17 protein-coding genes are annotated in these 20,399 nt (G+C 35.3%); 11 read left to right on the top strand and 6 right to left on the bottom strand.

The genetic code is table 11. The annotated features are described in order from the left end of the window. Window positions 1-22: 22 nt before the first annotated feature. Window positions 23-1,090 (bottom strand): 3-phosphoserine/phosphohydroxythreonine transaminase, encoded by a 1,068-nt coding sequence (serC, locus tag RT250_RS08125; protein WP_313113801.1) that lies wholly within the window; start codon window positions 1,088-1,090, stop codon window positions 23-25. Window positions 1,091-1,238: 148 nt separating this feature from the next. After that, the gene (locus tag RT250_RS08120) at window positions 1,239-2,288 is read right to left on the bottom strand and encodes an acyl-CoA reductase (RefSeq protein WP_313113799.1); all 1,050 of its coding nucleotides are present in this window, start codon (window positions 2,286-2,288) and stop codon (window positions 1,239-1,241) included. A gap of 63 nt (window positions 2,289-2,351) precedes the next feature. Here RT250_RS08120 and RT250_RS08115 point away from each other — a divergent pair, with 63 nt between their 5' ends. Then, on the top strand, window positions 2,352-2,702 hold the full coding sequence (locus RT250_RS08115) for a 4Fe-4S dicluster domain-containing protein (RefSeq protein WP_313113796.1): 351 nt from the start codon (window positions 2,352-2,354) through the stop codon (window positions 2,700-2,702). Window positions 2,703-2,862: 160 nt separating this feature from the next. Here RT250_RS08115 and RT250_RS08110 read toward each other — a convergent pair whose 3' ends face one another. Next, entirely contained in the window at window positions 2,863-3,423 is a 561-nt protein-coding gene (locus RT250_RS08110; RefSeq protein ID WP_313113795.1) for a hypothetical protein, read from the bottom strand. Window positions 3,424-3,615: 192 nt separating this feature from the next. Then, complete coding sequence (locus tag RT250_RS08105; RefSeq protein ID WP_313113793.1) at window positions 3,616-4,092, bottom strand: hypothetical protein; 477 nt, start codon at window positions 4,090-4,092, stop codon at window positions 3,616-3,618. A gap of 197 nt (window positions 4,093-4,289) precedes the next feature. Between RT250_RS08105 and ychF the strand changes: the two genes are divergently transcribed. After that, entirely contained in the window at window positions 4,290-5,384 is a 1,095-nt protein-coding gene (gene ychF, locus RT250_RS08100) for a redox-regulated ATPase YchF (protein WP_313113790.1), read from the top strand. 87 nt (window positions 5,385-5,471) lie between these two features. On the opposite strand, the gene RT250_RS08095 is transcribed toward ychF, so the two are convergent. Together RT250_RS08095 and RT250_RS08090 are read right to left on the bottom strand one after the other, a co-directional pair. Next, window positions 5,472-5,762 (bottom strand): chaperone modulator CbpM, encoded by a 291-nt coding sequence (locus RT250_RS08095; protein WP_313113788.1) that lies wholly within the window; start codon window positions 5,760-5,762, stop codon window positions 5,472-5,474. Then, a complete protein-coding gene (locus tag RT250_RS08090; protein WP_313113786.1) occupies window positions 5,762-6,667 on the bottom strand; it encodes a DnaJ C-terminal domain-containing protein in 906 nt (301 codons plus the stop codon). The genes RT250_RS08095 and RT250_RS08090 overlap by 1 nt, the downstream gene beginning before the upstream one ends. Window positions 6,668-6,964: 297 nt before the next feature. On the opposite strand from RT250_RS08090, the gene RT250_RS08085 reads away from it, so the two are divergent. The 9 genes from RT250_RS08085 to pdxH all read left to right on the top strand — a co-directional run bounded on the left by RT250_RS08085 (window position 6,965) and on the right by pdxH (window position 20,372). Next, window positions 6,965-8,815 carry a DNA topoisomerase IV subunit B gene (locus RT250_RS08085; protein WP_313113784.1) on the top strand — a complete coding sequence of 617 codons (1,851 nt, stop codon included), beginning with the start codon at window positions 6,965-6,967 and terminating at the stop codon, window positions 8,813-8,815. A 136-nt stretch (window positions 8,816-8,951) separates the two neighbouring features. After that, window positions 8,952-11,630 (top strand): DNA gyrase/topoisomerase IV subunit A, encoded by a 2,679-nt coding sequence (locus tag RT250_RS08080; RefSeq protein ID WP_313113782.1) that lies wholly within the window; start codon window positions 8,952-8,954, stop codon window positions 11,628-11,630. A gap of 402 nt (window positions 11,631-12,032) precedes the next feature. After that, on the top strand, window positions 12,033-13,883 hold the full coding sequence (gene rpsA, locus RT250_RS08075; RefSeq protein ID WP_313113781.1) for a 30S ribosomal protein S1: 1,851 nt from the start codon (window positions 12,033-12,035) through the stop codon (window positions 13,881-13,883). Between the two features lie 149 nt (window positions 13,884-14,032). Next, window positions 14,033-16,489, top strand: coding sequence for a zinc-dependent metalloprotease (locus RT250_RS08070; RefSeq protein ID WP_313113780.1), 2,457 nt, complete (start codon window positions 14,033-14,035; stop codon window positions 16,487-16,489). A 177-nt stretch (window positions 16,490-16,666) separates the two neighbouring features. Then, on the top strand, window positions 16,667-17,206 hold the full coding sequence (gene pyrR, locus RT250_RS08065; protein WP_139854826.1) for a bifunctional pyr operon transcriptional regulator/uracil phosphoribosyltransferase PyrR: 540 nt from the start codon (window positions 16,667-16,669) through the stop codon (window positions 17,204-17,206). 143 nt (window positions 17,207-17,349) lie between these two features. Next, the gene (locus tag RT250_RS08060; RefSeq protein ID WP_313113777.1) at window positions 17,350-18,285 is read left to right on the top strand and encodes an aspartate carbamoyltransferase catalytic subunit; all 936 of its coding nucleotides are present in this window, start codon (window positions 17,350-17,352) and stop codon (window positions 18,283-18,285) included. Further along, complete coding sequence (locus RT250_RS08055) at window positions 18,275-18,610, top strand: ribonuclease Z (protein ID WP_313113775.1); 336 nt, start codon at window positions 18,275-18,277, stop codon at window positions 18,608-18,610. Before RT250_RS08060 ends, RT250_RS08055 begins: the two co-directional genes overlap by 11 nt. 67 nt (window positions 18,611-18,677) lie before the next feature. Beyond that, the gene (locus RT250_RS08050; protein WP_313113773.1) at window positions 18,678-19,583 is read left to right on the top strand and encodes a ribonuclease Z; all 906 of its coding nucleotides are present in this window, start codon (window positions 18,678-18,680) and stop codon (window positions 19,581-19,583) included. Window positions 19,584-19,727: 144 nt separating this feature from the next. Continuing rightward, a complete protein-coding gene (gene pdxH, locus RT250_RS08045; protein WP_313113772.1) occupies window positions 19,728-20,372 on the top strand; it encodes a pyridoxamine 5'-phosphate oxidase in 645 nt (214 codons plus the stop codon). The last annotated feature ends 27 nt before the right edge of the window (window positions 20,373-20,399 follow it).

The following is a 20,399-nucleotide window of genomic DNA, read 5'->3' as shown; positions in this document are numbered from 1 at the left end:
AATTCCTCTGTTCGCTCTAGAGTTAGGCGCGTTTTTCAAAATCCGTCATTACCTCGACCAATAGCTGTACGCTTTCTAAAGGCATGGCGTTATACATAGAGGCACGATAACCCCCAACACTTCGATGTCCGTTAATACTGCTTATTCCAGCTTCTTTAACTAGGCTATCAAAGAATTCTTTTAAATCTGGTTTCTTAATATTAAAAGTGGCATTCATTTTAGAGCGGTCTTCTTTATTGATCACAAACCCCTCAAATAACGGATTCCGATCTATTTCTTGATAGAGGATTTCAGCTTTTTGATTATTCACTTTCTCAATTGCCGAAATGCCTCCTAAATCTTTTAACCACTGTAATGTTAACATGGATACATAAACTGGGAAAACAGCAGGGGTGTTAAACATACTGTCTTTTTCTATGTGCATTTTATAGTTAAGCATTGATGGAATAGCCCGTGAAACTTTTCCAAGAATTTCTTCCTTAATAACGACCAAAGTTGTTCCTGAAGGCCCTATATTTTTTTGTGCTCCCGCATAGATTAAACTAAATTTTGAAAAATCTAACTGGCGAGAAAAGATATCACTACTCATATCGCATACTAAAGGCACATTAGTTTGGGGGAAACTTTGCAATTGTGTGCCGAAGATGGTGTTGTTACTTGTACAGTGAAAATAATCTACATCTGAAGGTATGCTATAGTTTTTCGGAATATAATTGAAATTCTCATTTTTTGAACTAGCTACTTCAACCACTTCTCCTAAAAGCTTTGCTTCTTTTATTGCTTTTTCACTCCAAGTCCCAGTATTTAGGTAAGCGGCTTTAAATTCTAAGAGATTGTATACAGTCATTAGAAACTGAAGACTAGCACCCCCATGAAGAAATAGGGCCTTATATCCTTTTTCTTGTAATCCGAGGTGTTCTAAAGCTAAATTCTGAGCGATTGACATAACTTCTACAAAATCCTTACTTCTATGCGATATTTCTAATATTGAAAGACCTGAATCATTGAAGTTTAAGACAGCCTCAGAAGCTTTTTGAAAAACGGATTGTGGTAATATACACGGACCTGCACTAAAGTTATGTTTCTTCATTTAAATATTAAATTGGAAATGTAAATGTAATGTTGTAATACATTTGTAATAAATTTTTTGAATGAGTTTTGTCTACACTACATATTCTATAAACTTATAATGCAAAAGTGCAAAATACAACCCTAAATATGTCGTATATGCACAATTTTTATTTAGATAATTTCAATAAAAATTCTATTGTATCTATACCATCTGCATAATCCCATAATTCAGGATTTTGAGCCTTTCCAAATGGAATTTCATTCGGTAGTCCTGCTTTGGTAACTACGCATTGAATGTTTTCTGCTTCAGTTTCTAGCATTTTTTTTACAGCGTATTTTGAAGTGTATTTTTCAAAGAAAAGCACCGAGATAGGAGAAGAAAAACCTGAATCCTCTTTTAACAACATAAACTCATTGTCCAGTAGAGGAAAGCTATCCATCAAATAAACAGCCTTGTTGTAGTCGTAATTGTTTATGTATTTGTGATTATGAATTATTTCTTTCCAGTTAAACATTCCTTTAAAAAATGGCTCGAAATCATAGTCTTCAGGAATGTAAATTTTTGAAACATTACGGCAGCCAAGACCGAAATATCTAAATACATCATCAGCGAGGTTTTTTAAATCTTCTTCTGTCTCTTCTCCAGTTAATACCGCAACTGAATTTCTATTTTTACGAATAATATTAGGATATTTTCCGAAATAATAATCAAAGTATCTAGCAGTATTATTGCTTCCTGTTGCGATTACAGCATCAAATGTTGTTAACTGTCCTTCGGAAAATTCAATATAATCTTTAAACCTTGGTTCAATTGCAATTAAAATTTTGCCAATGAGTGGCAATAGGATTTTGTCGTTAGAAGAAAGCTTGGCTAATACATTATTTCCTGTAATTAATACTGAAAGGAAATCGTGAAACCCCACTAAAGGAACATTTCCAGCCATAATAATAGCAACGGTCTTCGGTTCAACCGATTCTATTTTATAATTAGAAATCCATTTTTGTAAGTTTTCTTCGGAAAGAGCATTGCCCCAACTGTTAAGTGCAAAGTGTATATTTTCTTGAGTAAACCAACCGTTTTCGGCTTCAGCGCTCCTTAGGATACTTTCAATATTAAGGTTTTTTATTTCTGGACGCTCTTGTGATACTTCAGTATTTATTTCTCTAAGAAACTCACCTAAAGCTGTAAAAGCGTTAATTCTGTCTTTTAATTGCATACTTAGTTTGGAGTTGCCCTTAATAGGCGTTAAATTTGCACAAAGTTAAAAAAAGTAAATACCATGGCAATTATAATAACAGATGAATGTATAAACTGCGGTGCGTGCGAACCAGAATGCCCAAATACAGCTATTTACGAAGGAGCAGACGATTGGCGTTATGCGGATGGTACTGATCTAGATGGTGATGTAGTATTACCAAATGGAAAACAGGTTAATGCAAATGAAACCCAAGAACCAGTTAGCGACGAAATATATTACATAGTTCCAGATAAATGTACAGAGTGTAAAGGTTTCCACGATGAGCCGCAATGTGCTGCTGTATGTCCTGTGGACTGCTGTGTTCCTGACGACGATCACGTAGAAAGTGATGAGGAACTACTAGCAAAACAAGCGTTTATGCATAAGGAATAAAATTCCTTAATTCGAATATAAAAGCAACCTACTAGGTTGCTTTTCTTGTTTATATAAACTTGATTACTTTCAGATAGATTAAAATTGAGATAAATTATAAAATAAATAATGCCTTTTAAAATATTTTAAAAGGCATTACTTTGGATTGAGGAGGTATACTCTATTTATCTTGTTGTTGGATTTTTACTGAGTTACTCTTCATTGGCTTTACACCACCAGTTTTATTTATTCTATAGATAACAGAAACTACAGCATCTTTATCAGTATCGTATTGCTCTACAACAAAATCACCGTTATCATTGAAATATCCAAAAGATGATCTTCCGTTTTGAGACATAATGTAATAACCATTTTTTGAAGTAGGCTTGATAATAGCATACTCTTCATTGGTTGCATTGTCCTTTACAGTCATCATTCTATAACCGTCTTTATCTTGCTGATTTACAAATTTAAATCTATTTCCTTCGTAACCATAATTAACTTCAGTGTTAATAGTAGAAGGTTCAACTACCATTTCTTGATTAGTCCTATCAGCATCCTTTTCAGACAATGAAATTCTCTGCTTTTGGGTTTTAGTTACTGCTTTAGTTGAAACATCCACACCTTTTTCGCTTTTAACAGCGGTTTTAGTAGTAATAGTTTCCTGTTTCTTGTTCTTGTTGTCCTGCGCAAATACACTTGTAAATGCTGCTAACGCTATTATTGTTAATATTTTTCTCATAATGGTTGTTTATTATTTTTATTGAATTATTCAAAAGTACAATCATCAAATGTTAAAATAACCTAAAACATTGATAATCATTTCACAATCTTAAAATAAATCAAACTTTTGGGCATATCATATTATGGTAATTCTTATATAAATTTCATAAAATGGAAATTATGTAAGTTGTTGGTTAAGATATTGTGTAGCCTAATTCCTTTTTTTTAACTTGGACATTCTTTTTGGTCTTGCTTCAAGTTTAGCTCTTCTTTCGGCTAATTCCTTTTCTTTCTGTAATTGAATTTGTTCCAATTCTATTCTCTTTTGGGCAGCTAACTCTTTCTGCTTTCTAATAGAAGCTTCTAGCTTTTCCTCTTGTTTTCTTTTATTCTCAAGGATTAACAATTCATTTTTCTCGTCGGTATTTAATTCGTCCGTAAGTAATTTATTGTCGCGATTTTTTTTACTTTCAATTCTAAACTCTTGATTAGTTTGGTTATCATCACTTACTATTACGGCGCCACTTTCAGTATCAGTTTCTTTAACTTCTTTGACTTCAACTTCACTTCCTTTTTTAGTAACTACTCGTTTAATAGTAGATTCTTGTTTTACTGTCTTGTTTTCTTGAGCTTGAACTCCAGCAAATGTTAGAATGGCAATAGCAAGACTCATTACTGCATTTTTCATAATATTGAATATTTATGTTGATAAGTAAAATTAATTGAATAGTTACTAATTTACTATATCGTTATAGTGAAATAAAACTTAAACTTTTTAAAAACCATTTGAAATCAATTATTGAAAGTCTGCCTCGAAGATGTATATTTGCACCTCCGTAAATCAAAAGTGACTTTTTATTGATTTACTCTAAAAAAATATAATAAATGAAAGCAGGTATCGTAGGATTGCCAAATGTCGGAAAATCCACTCTATTTAATTGTTTGTCAAATGCCAAGGCGCAAAGTGCGAATTTCCCATTCTGTACAATTGAACCTAATATTGGAGTTGTAAATGTGCCGGATAAACGGTTGTTGAAACTAGAAGAATTGGTAAAACCAGAACGTGTACTTCCAGCAACTGTTGAAATAGTTGATATTGCAGGATTGGTAAAAGGAGCGAGTAAAGGAGAAGGACTAGGAAACCAGTTTTTGAGCAATATTAGAGAAACTGATGCAATTCTTCATGTTTTACGCTGTTTTGATAATGATAATATTGTGCACGTTGACGGTAATGTTAACCCAATTCGTGATAAAGAAACTATCGATATTGAACTTCAGTTAAAGGATTTAGAGACTGTAGATAAAAAACTTGAAAAAGTAAAACGTGCAGCCCGTACTGGAAATAAAGAAGCTCAAAAAGAAGAAGCTTCTCTATTAAAAGTAAAAGCTGGTTTGGAGGCTGGTACATCTGTTCGTGCTATCGATTTAACTGAAGATGAAAGAGAAGAATATATTAAGAATTCTCAATTTATTACAGACAAACCAGTAATGTATGTTTGTAATGTTGATGAAGACGCTGCGGTAAATGGAAATGCATATGTCGAGCAAGTTCGTGAAGCTGTAAAAAATGAAAATGCAGAAGTATTAGTTTTAGCAGTTGGTACTGAAGCCGATATTACCGAATTAGACTCTTTTGAAGAGCGTCAAATGTTTTTAGAAGATTTAGGTCTTGATGAAGCTGGTTCAGCAAAACTAATTAGAAGTGCTTATAGGCTGCTAGACCTTCAAACATATTTCACTGCAGGTGTTAAGGAAGTTCGCGCGTGGACTATTCCTATTGGGGCTACAGCACCTCAAGCTGCGGGGGTTATTCATACAGATTTTGAAAAAGGTTTCATTAGAGCTGAAGTAATTAAATATGAAGACTTTGTAGCTTACGGAAGTGAGGCTAAAGTAAAAGAAGCTGGAAAAATGGGCGTAGAAGGGAAGGAATATATCGTTAAAGATGGCGATATTATGCACTTCCGTTTTAATGTTTAAATTCTGAAGAGAACTTAAATGGTGGGTTGAATTTATTTCTTCTACCTACTTTATAATAATGACAAGTGGATTTATTTCTTGAAGAAACTATTCGTATAAGTGTAGTTTTTTCTGAAGTAAATCCATTTCTTTTTCTAGCTTATTCATTCTATTCAGCATTCGTCTTATAACGTCTAAGCCTTCAAAGTTTATCCCCAAATCGTTGTGTAATCTAAACATTCGTTCGATTTCTGAGATATCACTCTCATCAATAAAAAGGTTGTTTTCTTTTTCCTCAAAAACAATCAATCCATATTCGTGAAGTCTATTCACAAATGTGTCTTCAATATTTGAATGTTTGCAGTAGTGTTTTACTAATATATATTTTTCTTGTGCCATTATCTCAGTTTTGAAAGTTCGGTAAACAGTTCTTTTTCTTTTGCAGATAGGCTTTTAGGAAGCTCTACCTTATATGTAATATATAAATCTCCAAATTGTCCGTCCTTTTTATACTTTGGAAGTCCTTTCCCTGTGAGTTTTACTTTAGTATCATTTTGAGTTTCGGGCTTAACATTCAATTTTACTTTACCAGTAAGAGTTTCTATAGTTATTTCCCCGCCTAGAAGCGCAGTATATAACGATATGTTTTCGGTAACATAAATGTCACTTTCAAGGCGTTTAAATCGAGTGTTATTAAAAATCTCGAAAGTGATATATAAGTCGCCTTTAGGGCCTCCATTCATACCCTCACCACCGTAACCTCTAATTTTAATGGTTTGCCCGTCTTCAACTCCTGCAGGGATTGTAAGTCTAATTTTTTTATCTCCTACACTTATGGTTTGTTTTTGGTCTTGAAGGACATCTGTTAAATTTAATCGTAGTGTGGCATTCAAATCTTGACCTTTAAACTGAGCTGCTTGTCTGCGCCCACCGCTACTAAACCCAGCGCCGCCAAACATCGATTCGAAAAAGTCTGAAAACTGACTCTCATCAAACCCTTGTCCGCTGCTGCTGTAAGTTCTATGATTGCTATAACCTTGTGAACCTTGCTGTTGCCTAGATTTTTCAAAGGCATCGGCGTGTTGCCAATCTTTTCCGTATTGGTCGTACTTTTTGCGTTTTTCAGGATCGCTTAAAACCTCATTGGCTTCGTTTATTTGTTTAAACTTTTGCTCGGCAGACTTGTCGTTGGGGTTTAAATCAGGGTGATATTTTCGAGCGAGTTTTCGATATGCTTTTTTGATATCGGCTTCACTAGCACTTTTTGTAAGCCCAAGAATTTGGTAGTAATCTATAAATTCCATTTGTGTTATAAAATTTGACCTATGAAATTATAAAAATAAATGCTAGCAATCAAAATAGTGCCGTATTCTTTGCAAAAGTTTAGCAGTCTGTAAAGGATTTTATTTAAGAATTAATAGCTAATTGTTTTTATTAAATATAAGTGTTATTTTATTCCGATGTATAAAATATATTTGCGCTTTAGAGACTAAAAACTAATTACTAACAATATTGCACGTTTTATTGTTAATTACTTTCTGAAGTATTGGTTTCACAAGTGCTCACGTATATTTATATTAGCAACCCTACACAAAATTTTTATGGCCGAAACACAATATACCGAAGATAACATACGCTCCCTCGATTGGAAAGAACACATTCGTATGCGTCCCGGGATGTATATTGGTAAACTTGGTGATGGGTCTTCGCCAGACGACGGAATTTACATCCTTCTAAAAGAAGTGCTAGACAACTCTATTGATGAGTTTGTTATGGGCGCGGGAAAAACTATCGAAGTTCGCATAAAAGAAAAAGAAGTGAGAGTTCGCGATTATGGTCGTGGAATCCCACTAGGAAAGGTGATTGATGTAGTTTCCAAAATGAATACCGGAGGTAAGTACGATAGTCGCGCATTCAAGAAATCTGTTGGATTGAATGGGGTGGGTACTAAAGCCGTGAATGCACTTTCTTCATTTTTTAAAGTAGAATCTGTTAGAGATAACCAAATGAAAGCCGCAGAGTTTTCACTTGGAGAGCTTACAAATGATTTGGCGGTTGAAGAATCCTCAAAAAGAAAAGGAACCAAAGTGGTTTTTATTCCGGATGAAACCATCTTTAAGAATTTTAAATTCCGTACAGAGTATGTCGAGAAAATGCTCAAAAACTATGTCTATCTAAACCCTGGGCTGACAATAGATTTTAACGGACAAAAATTCTATTCCGAAAATGGATTAAAAGACCTTCTTCAGGAAACTATTAGTGAAGAAGATATGGCGTATCCAATTATTCACTTACGCGGTGATGATATTGAGGTAGCGATAACGCATAGTAAAACACAATACAGCGAAGAATATCACAGTTTTGTAAATGGACAAAACACCACGCAAGGAGGTACGCATTTGGCAGCTTTCCGTGAAGCTATTGTAAAAACGGTTCGTGAGTTTTACAACAAAAATTACGATGCTAGTGACGTTCGGAAGTCAATTGTTTCAGCAATTAGCATCAAGGTTATGGAGCCTGTTTTTGAAAGTCAAACAAAAACAAAACTTGGTTCTACCGATATGGGTGGCGATTTGCCAACCGTTCGAACCTACATCAACGATTTCGTTAAAACTAATCTCGATAATTTTCTACATAAAAATCCTGAATCGGCAGATGCTATTCAACGAAAAATAGTTCAAGCAGAACGAGAGCGTAAAGAGCTTAGCGGTATCAGAAAACTCGCTAAGGATAGGGCTAAAAAAGCGAGTCTTCACAATAAAAAATTACGCGATTGCCGTGTGCATTTGGGAGATATAAAGAATGAAAGAAATCTAGAGTCTACGCTGTTTATTACAGAGGGAGATTCTGCAAGTGGTAGTATTACAAAGAGTCGCGATGTAAATACTCAAGCCGTATTCTCACTTCGAGGAAAACCATTAAATACGTATGGTATGACCAAGAAAATTGTATACGAAAACGAAGAGTTTAACTTACTGCAAGCAGCGTTGAATATTGAAGATTCCATGGAAGACTTGCGATATAACAATATTGTAATTGCAACGGATGCCGATGTAGATGGAATGCACATTCGTTTATTACTGATTACGTTTTTCCTCCAGTTTTTCCCTGAGTTGATAAAAGAAGGGCATTTGTATATATTGCAAACACCACTATTCAGAGTTAGAAATAAGAAAGAAACTATTTACTGCTATTCTGAAGAAGAAAGGTTAAATGCTATAGAAAAACTTAAGCCAAAGCCTGAAATTACACGATTTAAAGGTTTGGGTGAAATTTCGCCAGACGAATTTGTACATTTTATAGGAAACGATATTCGGTTAGACCCAGTAATGCTAGATAAGTCTATGAGTATCGAGGAGTTGCTTTCTTTCTATATGGGGAAAAATACGCCGGATAGACAGGAGTTTATTATTGATAATTTGAAGGTGGAGTTGGATAGAGTAGAAGAATAATTTATTTAGAACACGCTTAATAGCGTCTTATTAAAAAACAACCTTATTGATCTTTCGGCCTCTTAGGTGTAAGTTTACCGCAAAGACGCAGAGAGCGCTGAGTGAATCAATAAAATAAAGAATACAGCAAATAGCAATGAGTGACAAACTCGACAATAACGAAGAAGAAATTACAGGTCCAGATTATTTAGGTGTAAACGACGATACTTCCGGTGATACTATAAAAAAGGTAACTGGAATGTATCGCGATTGGTTTTTGGACTACGCTAGCTATGTAATCTTAGAACGTGCCGTCCCTGCAATTGAAGATGGATTTAAGCCTGTGCAACGCCGTATTATGCAATCTATGAAAGATTTGGATGACGGGCGTTACAATAAGGTAGCAAATATTGTTGGGCATACCATGCAGTACCATCCACACGGCGATGCCAGTATTGCAGATGCCATGGTACAAATTGGTCAAAAAGACTTGTTGATTGATACTCAAGGAAACTGGGGAAACATCCTAACGGGAGATAGTGCTGCGGCTTCTAGATATATTGAAGCTAGACTCTCAAAGTTTGCCTTAGATGTTATCTACAACCCAAAAATCACCAAGTGGCAAGCTTCTTACGACGGACGTAGAAAAGAGCCAATTAATTTGCCCGTTAAGTTTCCACTACTTTTAAATCAAGGGGGAGAAGGAATTGCAGTTGGTCTTTCAACAAAAATACTTCCACATAATTTTCTTGAATTAATCGATGCTTCTATTAAGCATTTACAAGGTAAAAAGTTTCAAATATATCCAGATTTCCCTACAGGTGGAATCATGGACATAGCCAATTATAACGATGGTTTGCGCGGAGGGAAAATTAGAAGCCGTGCTCGTATAAACCAACTTGATAAAAACACCTTAATAATTACCGAAATTCCTTTTGGAACAAATACATCTTCGCTAATTGACTCTATCTTAAAGGCGAATGAAAAAGGGAAGATTAAAATTAAAAAGATAGAGGATAATACAGCTGCTGCAGTTGAAATTCAAATTCACTTACCTAGTGGAATTTCACCAGACAAAACTATAGATGCGCTATACGCGTTTACAGCCTGTGAAACTTCCATTTCGCCTTTAGGATGCGTTATTGAAGACAATAAACCTTTGTTCGTTGGAGTTTCTGAAATGCTTCGCTTAAGTACAGACCGCACGGTTGAATTGCTAAAAAGCGAGTTGGAAATTCAGCTTTCAGAGTTAGAAGAACAATGGCACTTTGCTTCACTAGAGCGAATTTTTATTGAGAATAGAATTTACCGCGATATTGAAGAGGAAGAAACTTGGGAAGGGGTTATCAAAGCGATAGACAAAGGATTACAGCCTCATATAAATCATTTAAAACGCTCTGTTACCGAAGAAGATATTGTCCGATTAACAGAAATTCGAATTAAAAGAATTTCTAAATTCGACATCGATAAAGCGCAACAAAAAATTGATGCGCTTGAAGAAAGTATTGCTCAAATAAAACATCACCTAGACAACTTGATAGATTATGCAATCGATTACTTTAAGCGATTGAAAAAGGATTATGGTGAGGGTAAAGAGCGTAAAACAGAGATAAGAACTTTTGAAGATATTGAAGCGACTAAGGTTGTAATTCGCAACACTAAGCTATATGTAAATCGCAAAGAAGGTTTTGTGGGTACAAGTTTAAAACGCGATGAATACGTAACCGATTGTAGTGATATAGACGATATTATTGTATTTACCGAAGATGGTACAATGATGGTTACAAAAGTGGATAGCAAGACCTTTGTTGGTAAAAATATTATTCACGTGGCTGTATTTAAAAAGAAAGATAAACGCACCATTTACAATATGATTTACCGCGACGGAACTCGTGGCTCAAGTTATGTTAAGCGTTTTGCCGTGACGTCTATAACCCGTGACAAAGAATACGATATGACAAATGGAGCGAAAGGCTCCAAAGTACTATACTTTACTGCAAACCCAAACGGTGAAGCCGAATTGGTAACCATCTATTTACGTCAGACAGGAAGTATTAAGAAATTAAAATTCGACTTTGATTTTGCCGATCAATTAGTAAAAGGAAGAAATTCTAAAGGAAATATTGTTTCCAAATACGCTATAAAAAAGATTGAGCTGAAAGAGAAAGGACTCTCTACCTTAAAACCGAGAAAGATTTGGTTTGACGATTCTGTACAGCGTTTAAATGTTGATGAGCGTGGAGAACTTCTAGGTGAGTTTAGAAAAGAAGATCGATTGCTAATTGTGAATCAAAAAGGTGTTGTTAAGACGGTTGTTCCGGATTTAACCTTGCGATTTGATAGCGATATGATTGTGCTTGAAAAATGGGATCCTAAAAAACCGCTAAGCGCCATTTATTGGGAAGGTGAAAAAGAGTTGTTTTACGTAAAACGTTTCCTAATAGAGAACCCAGATAAAGAAGAAACTATTATTACAGATCATGCAGATTCGTATTTAGAAAGAATATTTACCGATTATCGTCCAATGGCTGAAGTGGTTTTTGCTAAGAAAAGAGGGCAGGAGCGTGATGAAAATCTTGAGGTTAATCTAGAAGAATTTATTGCGATTAAAGGAATAACTGCAATGGGGAATCAATTGACGAAAGAAAAGGTTTTAGAAATTAATACTATGGAGCCTTTGCCATACAATCCGCCAAAACCTTTAGAAGCTAAGGAAATCGAAGTTGTTGATGAAGAAAAGATGACTTCAGATAATGGCAATTCAAAAACCAAATCAGATTCAGACGACGACGAGAATTTAAGAACTGACGAAGGTGGACAAGGGTTGTTATTTTAACGTTTGTATCTTTTTTATGCGTGGTTAAGTTTGATCTGAGTTCAAACATTTCTTCTATTCATTATAATGTATATTAAAATGAATAGAAGATTTTAAATTTATAAAGCTCTCATTTTGTGGAAACACCTTGACCCAATATTCTTAAAAGGGTATTGAATTTTGTTTTTAATACAAAAGTCTACAATTTTAACTTTCTGTGACTAAACCTTTTGATTTTCAAAAGAAAAACATTATTTTTGCACCCCTCTTAGCGACGAGTCAAGATTAAGAGGAATTGAAACAAAACAAAAAGAACCCTTCTGTGGGATAGTCGCATTAAAATCTTGTAACAGCGCAGAATACAAAATATTGATTTTTAAAACGTTCTACTTTTAGAAGTTTAGAAATCAATTTCACAAACAAATGGCTGATAAAGCAAACAAAGAAGAAGTGCAAGTAGAAGATACTGCAACTCAAAACGAGGCATCTACAAAGCCTCAAAGGGAAGTTTCATTAAAAGAAAGCAATCCTGAAAAATTCCTAGAAGAATTTAACTGGCACAACTACGAAGAAGGAATTGATCCTATCGACGATGGTAAACTAGAAGAATTCGAAAAGTTAGTAGCTGAGAATTTCGTTGACACACTTGATGATGAAGTTGTTGAAGGTAAGGTAGTTTACATTACAGACCGTGATGCAATTATCGATATCAATGCGAAAAGTGAAGGTGTTGTTTCATTAAACGAATTCCGTTACAATCCAGATTTAAAAGTTGGTGATAAAGTAGAAGTATTGATCGATGTTCGTGAGGACAGTACAGGTCAGCTTATCCTTAGCCACCGTAAAGCAAGAACTATCAAGGCGTGGGATCGCGTAAATGCAGCTCACGACGAAGGTACAATCGTAAATGGATACGTAAAATGCCGTACTAAAGGTGGTATGATCGTAGATGTTTTCGGTATCGAAGCTTTCTTACCAGGTTCTCAAATTGATGTTAAGCCTATCCGTGATTACGATGTTTACGTTGGTAAAACAATGGAATTCAAAGTTGTTAAAATTAACCACGAATTCAAAAACGTTGTTGTTTCTCACAAAGCGCTTATCGAAGCAGATATTGAAGAGCAGAAAAAAGAAATCATCGGGCAGCTTGAAAAAGGACAAGTACTTGAAGGTGTTGTTAAAAACATCACTTCTTACGGAGTATTTGTTGACCTTGGAGGTGTTGATGGACTTGTACATATTACAGACCTTTCTTGGTCTCGTATCAACCATCCAAACGAGATCGTTGAACTTGATCAGAAATTGAACGTTGTAATTCTTGATTTCGATGAAGATAAAACACGTATCCAATTAGGTCTTAAGCAACTTAACCCTCACCCATGGGAAGCTCTTGGTGATGAGTTAAAAGTTGGAGATAAAGTAAAAGGTAAAGTAGTTGTTATTGCAGATTACGGTGCTTTTGTTGAAGTAGCTGAAGGTGTTGAAGGTCTTATCCACGTTAGCGAAATGTCTTGGTCTACGCACTTACGTAGCGCACAAGATTTCGTAAATGTTGGTGATGAGGTTGAAGCTGTTGTTCTTACAATGGACAAAGAAGAGCGCAAAATGAGCCTTGGTATTAAGCAAATGACTCCAGACCCATGGACTGATATTACTACAAAATACCCTGTAGGTTCACGCCACAAAGGTATTGTACGTAACTTCACTAACTTCGGTGTATTCGTTGAGTTAGAAGAAGGTATCGATGGGCTTATCTACATTAGCGACCTTTCTTGGACTAAGAAAATTAAGCACCCAAGCGAATTTACTAACATTGGTGATGAGCTAGATGTTGTTGTGCTTGAGTTAGATGTTGAAGGACGTAAACTAAGTTTAGGTCACAAACAAACTGAAGAAAACCCTTGGGATAAGTATGAGGCTGAATTTGCAGTTGGTACTAAGCACACTGCTACTATTGACGAAATGGTAGACAAAGGAGCTACAATCAACTTCAATGACGATATTACCGCTTTCATTCCAAACCGTCACCTTGAAAAAGAAGATGGTACGATGTTGAAAAAAGGTGATGAGGCTGAATTCCAAATTATTGAGTTCAACAAAGAATTCAAGAAAGTGGTTGCTTCACATATGAGCATTCATAAAGAAGAAGAGGCTAAGATTGTAAAAGACGCTGTTAAAAAGCAAGTAGCAGCTGAAGCAGAAGCAAAACCAACTTTAGGTGATGCAAACTCTGCACTTCAAGCCCTTAAAGATAAAATGGACGGTAAAAAATAATCGTTGCATTTAGATCTAATAAAAAGCCTTCTGGAAACAGAAGGCTTTTTTTATTTATAGCCTGTTTCTATCACTTTTTGTGCTTTTGTTCCTGAAAATATTTCCCAATATATTAAAATTGACTATTTTCAATTTTTTTAAATTTTAATATGAAAATAAGAGCCATTACCCCACTTTTGTTACTGTTAATCCTTTCGTGTGCTGCTCCTAAAAAAGCCATAAACGGAAAAGCAGATAGCACTGATGCAAAAACAGAAAAAGACAAATCTTCAATTAAACCTTACGACAAGGTTATAACGAAAGATGCAAAAACAGACGATGGTTTGTTTAAAGTGCATGCAGTAAAAGAAGATTTTTTTTATGAAATTCCCGATTCTCTTTTTGGTAGAGAAATGTTAATGGTTACCCGAATCGCTAAAACCGCTACTAATATTGGTTTTGGTGGAGGGAAGACAAATACCCAAGTACTTCGATGGGAAAAGAAACCAAACAAGGTAGTGTTACGCGTTGTTTCACATCAAATATTTGCAGCCGATTCACTTCCTATATATGAAGCTGTTGTAAACTCAAACTTTGAACCCGTTCTTTTTACATTCGACGTAAAAGCTTTAGGGAAAGACAGTACATCTACTGTAATTCAGGTGAATAAGCTTTTTGAAAGTGATGTTAGACCGTTAGGGATGCCAAAGCATTATCGCGATAGGTATAAAATTACCTCTATGGACAAGGAGCGATCGTATATAGAAAACATCAAATCTTTTCCATTAAACATTGAATCTCGTCACGTAAAAACGTACGCTGCAAAAGAGCCGCCTAGCAATTCTGCAGTGGGTTCAATTTCGGTTGAAATGAATAACAGTATGGTGTTGTTACCTAAAGAACCAATGAAACGTCGTTATTTTGATGAACGCGTTGGATGGTTTGCTCGTGGACAGACCGATTATGGATTGGAAAACCATGAAAGTAAAACCGTTAAATATCTTGACAGATGGCGTTTAGAAGTAAGAGATGAAGATAGAGCAGCATTTGAAAGAGGGGAATTAGTAGTTCCAAAAAAACAAATTGTTTACTATATCGACAGAGCTACTCCGGTAAAATGGAGAAAATATATTAAACAAGGAATTGAAGACTGGCAAGTAGCTTTTGAAGCTGCAGGTTTTAAAGAGGCAATAATAGCAAAAGACCCGCCAACGGTTGAAGAAGACCCAGATTGGTCTCCAGAAGATGTGCGATATTCCGTAGTGCGCTATTTAGCGTCACCAATACCAAACGCGAACGGGCCTCACGTAAGTGATCCGCGTAGTGGTGAAATATTGGAAAGTGATATCAATTGGTATCACAACGTTATGACATTATTGAGAAACTGGTTCTTTGTGCAAACCGCAGCAATTAATCCAGATGCAAGAGGCGTAGCTTTTAAAGATGAAATCATGGGTAGACTTATCCGTTTTGTTTCTTCTCACGAAGTTGGTCATACCTTAGGATTGCCACACAACATGGGAAGTAGTGTTGCCTACCCTGTAGATTCACTGCGTTCTGTAGATTTTACTAAAAAGTACGGAACAGCTCCTTCTATTATGGATTATGCGCGTTTCAATTATATTGCTCAGCCAGGAGATGGAGATGTAGCGCTAATGCCAAATATTGGTGTTTATGATAAGTATGCAATAAATTGGGGATATAGACCCTTGCCACACCTAACTGCTGAAGAAGAAAAAGAAACGCTCGATTCTTGGATTTTAAAGCACGCTGATGACCCTATGTTTCGATTTGGAAAACAACAGTCTGGAGGTGTTATAGATCCGAGTAGTCAAACAGAAGATTTGGGTGACGATGCTGTAAAAGCTAGTATGTATGGTATTGCAAATCTAAAACTACTTGTGCCAAAACTTATTGAATACACCAGAGAAGATGGTAAAAATTACGATGATCTTTCCGAAATGTACAATCAAGTAGTTGCTCAATTTAATAGGTATATGGGGCACGTAACTGCAAATATTGGTGGCGTTTATGAATACTATAAAACCTACGATCAGGAGGGCGCAGTTTATACCCATGTATCAAAAGAAAAGCAAGAAGAAAGTTTAGCATTTTTACAAGAACATCTATTTGCAACTCCAGAGTGGTTATTGGATGATGATATTTTCAATAAAATTCAGTTCGATGGAAGTATTGAGAATATTAGAAAGATGCAAGAAAGAACGCTAAACGATATTCTTAACTTTGGAAGAATGGCTCGAATTATTGAAAACGAATCTATAAATGGCAAAAATAGTTATTCTTTATTAGAGATGATGGAAGACTTGCGAAAAGGAATTTTCGAAGAGCTTAAATCTGCCGCGCCTATAGATACATACAGAAGAAATTTACAACGAGTTTACATCAATAGACTTTCGTATTTAATGTCGAATGAACAAAAAGGAAGAAATAGAACAAAAGTTGATGTTAATTTAAGTGATATTCGTTCGGTAGCAAGAGCAGAGCTTAAAGCATTAGATAATGATATTAGAAGAGCTTTAGGTAGAACTACAGATAGAATGAGTAAGATTCATTTGTTAGATCTTCGTGAAAGAATTGACGTTATTTTAAATCCGTACGCTAAATAGTTCAGGATTTTATTCTAAATTTTAAAAAACCTGTCTTATTTAAGACGGGTTTTTTTGTGTAGTAAATTAAATAGTTTCAAAAGTTTAGGATTTACAGATTCTAAACGAAAATAAATTTCTTAGTTTTAAATAAATAATTCTGTATTTTTGTTTGCTGAATCTAATTCAGACTTTCCTATGAGCCAAAAAGTGTTATTAAACGCAACCGAGATTAACATTGCGCTTAATCGTTTGGCTTGCCAATTGATTGAAAAACACGACGATTTTTCCAAAACAGTACTTATCGGAATACAGCCACGAGGAGTCTTTTTAGCGGAAAGACTTAAAACCTTGTTGGAAACCGAATACAAAATAAAAAACATTCAACTTGGTTATCTAGACATCACCTTCTTTAGAGATGATTTCCGAAGAAGTGGTAAACCGTTAGAAGCGAATAAAACCAAAATTAATTTTATAGTTGAAGATAAAAACGTCGTATTTATAGACGATGTGCTTTTTACGGGAAGAAGTATTCGTTCTGCTCTAACGGCAGTACAATCTTTTGGAAGGCCACTAGAAATTGAATTACTTACACTTATAGATCGCCGTTTTAGCCGTCATTTACCAATTCAACCTGATTATAGAGGAAGACAAGTAGATGCAATTAATGGGGAAAAAGTAAAAGTGTGCTGGAAAGAAAATGAAGGCGAAGACGCTGTATATTTAGTTAAGAGTTAAGGGAGAGAGCGAGTAGAGAGTATAGAGCAGAGAGTAGAGAACAGAGAGTAGAGAGAGGGAGCAGAGAAAGGAGAATAGAGTGACGAGTGTAGCAAAGACAACTGTCAATAGATAATTGATAACAGATAACCGAAAACCAAACAATGGAACTAAGTGTAAATCACTTACTGGGAATAAAATACATAACCGAAGCCGATATTCAACTTATCTTCGAGACGGCCGATCATTTTAAGGAAGTTATTAACCGACCTATTAAAAAAGTGCCATCGCTTCGAGATATTACCATTGCCAATCTTTTTTTCGAAAATAGTACGCGAACAAAACTATCGTTTGAGCTTGCTGAAAAAAGACTTTCTGCAGATGTTGTAAATTTTGCATCTTCGAGTTCTTCTGTTGCCAAGGGAGAAACACTTATCGATACCGTAAATAATATACTTTCCATGAAGGTTGATATGGTGGTAATGCGACATCCAAATCCAGGAGCAGGAATATTCTTGTCGAAGCACGTAAATGCTAGTATTATTAATGCAGGAGATGGAGCACACGAGCATCCAACTCAAGCATTATTAGATAGCTATTCTATTCGTGAAAAGTTAGGTGATGTAGCTGGAAAAAATGTTGTTATTGTTGGTGATATTCTTCACTCTAGAGTGGCATTGTCGAATATTTTTACACTTCAAAAGCTTGGAGCAAAGGTTAAGGTGTGTGGTCCTAAAACGCTTATTCCTAAATATATAGAGAAGTTAAATGTAGAGGTGGAGACTAATTTACGTAAAGCGTTGGAGTGGTGTGATGTAGCAAATATGCTTCGTGTTCAAAACGAGCGTATGGATATTAGTTATTTCCCAACAACTCGAGAATACTCACAACAATTCGGACTTAATAAAGCGATGCTCGACTCTTTAAATAAGGAAATTGTTGTAATGCACCCAGGACCAATTAATCGCGGAGTTGAAATTACAAGTGATGTTGCAGATAGTAAACAATCGATTATATTGGGTCAAGTAGAAAATGGTGTAGCCATCCGTATGGCTGTAATTTATTTATTAGCATCAAAAATTAAACATAATGAAGATTGAGAATCATTCAAATTTTGTTGTCCTTGAAGATGAGAAGGATGATGTAATAGATTTTGCCTCTTTTATTGAGAGCCAAATTCCTTCAAAGTACAAGGGCCAAAATGTAGTTTTAAACTTATTGAAGTATGACTCATTATCGTTGCCAGAATTATTACAATTCTTAAAAACATCAAACCTTCACCGTAAAACAAAGCACTCTTTTGTTATTGTAAACGATGCAATTGAAATAGATGAAGTTCCTTACGAATTGGTTGTAGTGCCAACACTTCAGGAAGCTGAAGATATCGTTGAAATGGAAGAGATTGAGCGCGACCTCGGTTTCTAGCCTAAACTGAGCTGATTACTCGTAAAACTTCTGATACGAGAAACAATAATTTTTTAAAAATCAAATTTTGAAATTAACTATCCTAGGATGCCATTCAGCAACTCCAACTGCTTCTACGCACCCAACAGCGCAGATTTTGGAGATTAAGGGGCATTTATTTTTAATTGACTGTGGTGAGGGAACCCAGATGCAATTAAGAAAATATAGGGTTAAATTTTCGCGTATTCGTCACATATTTATTTCACACCTACACGGCGATCACTTTTTTGGCTTACCAGGATTAATTTCAACATTTTTGCTTTTAGGAAGAGAAGCTGAACTTCATATTTACGGCCCTAAAGGCATTAAACAGGCTATATTATTGCTTCTTAAGCTGGGTAAAGCCTATACACATTATCCTTTGTATTTCCATGAACTAGAAGAAACTACACCACAAGTAATTTTTGAAGATGATAAGGTGACGGTAGAAACGATTCCTTTAAAACATAGGGTGTACACCAACGGATTCCTTTTCAAAGAAAAACTGGAAGACAGAAAATTAAATGTTGATGCTGCTCGAAACCTAAATATCGATTTAAGTTATTACCATAAGATTAAACAAGGTTTTGATGTTGAAAATAAGGACGGTAAGTTAATATCAAACAAAGACATTACCTTCGATCCACCTGCGCCAAAATCGTATGCTTATTGTAGTGATACAGAATATAATCCGGAGATGGTTTCTCAAATAGCGGGAGCAACGGTTTTGTATCACGAATCAACCTTTTTGGAGGAACACTATCATCTTGCTGAGAAAACCAAGCACAGCACCGCTAAGGAGGCTGCTGTTATTGCTCGCAAAGCAAAAGTGGGGACATTAATTCTCGGTCATTATTCAGGACGTTACGGGAACCTTGAGCTTTTCCGCAAGGAAGCTTATGAAGTATTTGATAATGTAGCATTAGCTGAAGATGGAAAATCTTTTCAGTTTTAGGTTATTTTCCCGTACAAATTCAGTTCTAGTTGCTTTTTAAAATCACTTTTTTACCCCTTTTAAAGAAGAATATTTAATACATATTTAATAAACTGCTATTTCAAAGAATATTTAAAACTCTTAACTTGCGTTAAAACTTAAGAAATGGCCGAAAAGCTACACGACTATCGAAAATCTTATGAAAAAGGAGAGTTATCCGAAAATTCTGTAGATAAAAACCCGATGCAACAATTCCGTAAATGGTTTTATGAGGTCCAGGATAGTGATGGTGTAGATGAAGTTAATGCAATGACGGTAAATACTATTGGAACCGATGGTTTTCCTAAAGGAAGAGTTGTTCTATTGAAGAAATACGATGAATATGGTTTCTATTTTTACACTAATTACGAAAGTGAAAAAGGTAGAGCTATTGCAAAAAACAACAAGCTTTCTTTGTCCTTTTTCTGGCCTAATATGGAACGTCAAATAATAATTAAAGGAATTGCAGAAAAAACTTCAGAAGCAGATTCAACAAATTATTTTCATTCTAGACCTAAGGGAAGTCAGTTAGGAGCAATTGTTTCACACCAGAGTGAAGTTGTAGAATCCCGAAAAGTTCTAGAGAAAAGTTTGGCGGAATTGGAAAAGAAATACGAACAAGAGGAGGTTCCGAAACCAGATAATTGGGGAGGAATATTAGTAAAGCCAATATCTATAGAATTCTGGCAAGGAAGACCAAATAGACTACACGACAGAATTCGATATAGATTAAATAACAATGATTGGGTGATTGAGAGGTTAGCTCCATAACACAATGAGTTACTATGGATCAGCAAG

This window comes from Aequorivita sediminis (assembly GCF_032080575.2).
Lineage (GTDB): Bacteria > Bacteroidota > Bacteroidia > Flavobacteriales > Flavobacteriaceae > Aequorivita > Aequorivita sediminis.
This window is presented reverse-complemented; position numbering and strand designations above follow the sequence as displayed.